At 58.5% G+C, this 537-nt stretch carries 1 rRNA gene; it reads left to right on the top strand.

From position 1 onward, the window contains the following. Nucleotides 1-522 (top strand): 16S ribosomal RNA (locus I8U18_RS17625); the annotation flags it as partial. Between the last annotated feature and the right edge of the window lie 15 nt (nt 523-537).

The following is a 537-nucleotide window of genomic DNA, read 5'->3' as shown; positions in this document are numbered from 1 at the left end:
GCTTCCCTTCGGGGCAGCGGTGACAGGTGGTGCATGGTTGTCGTCAGCTCGTGTCGTGAGATGTTGGGTTCAGTCCCGCAACGAGCGCAACCCTTATCGCCAGTTGCCAGCATTTCGGATGGGCACTCTGGCGAGACAGCCGGTGAAAGCCGGAGGAAGGTGGGGATGACGTCAAATCATCATGCCCCTTATGTCCTGGGCTACACACGTGCTACAATGGCCAGTACAAAGGGAAGCGAACCCGCGAGGGGGAGCCAATCCCAAAAAACTGGTCTCAGTTCGGATCGCAGGCTGCAACTCGCCTGCGTGAAGCCGGAATCGCTAGTAATCGCGGATCAGCATGCCGCGGTGAATACGTTCCCGGGCCTTGTACACACCGCCCGTCACACCACGAGAGTTTGCAACACCCGAAGTCGGTGAGGCAACCCTTCTGGGAGCCAGCCGCCGAAGGTGGGGCAGATGATTGGGGTGAAGTCGTAACAAGGTATCCCTACCGGAAGGTGGGGATGGATCACCTCCTTTCTAAGGAGCTCTTCA

Source organism: Thermoactinomyces sp. CICC 10522 (assembly GCF_016055075.1).
GTDB lineage: Bacteria > Bacillota > Bacilli > Thermoactinomycetales > Thermoactinomycetaceae > Thermoactinomyces_A > Thermoactinomyces_A daqus.
Note: the sequence above shows the minus strand (reverse complement) of the source record. Positions and strands in the feature narration are given on the sequence as shown.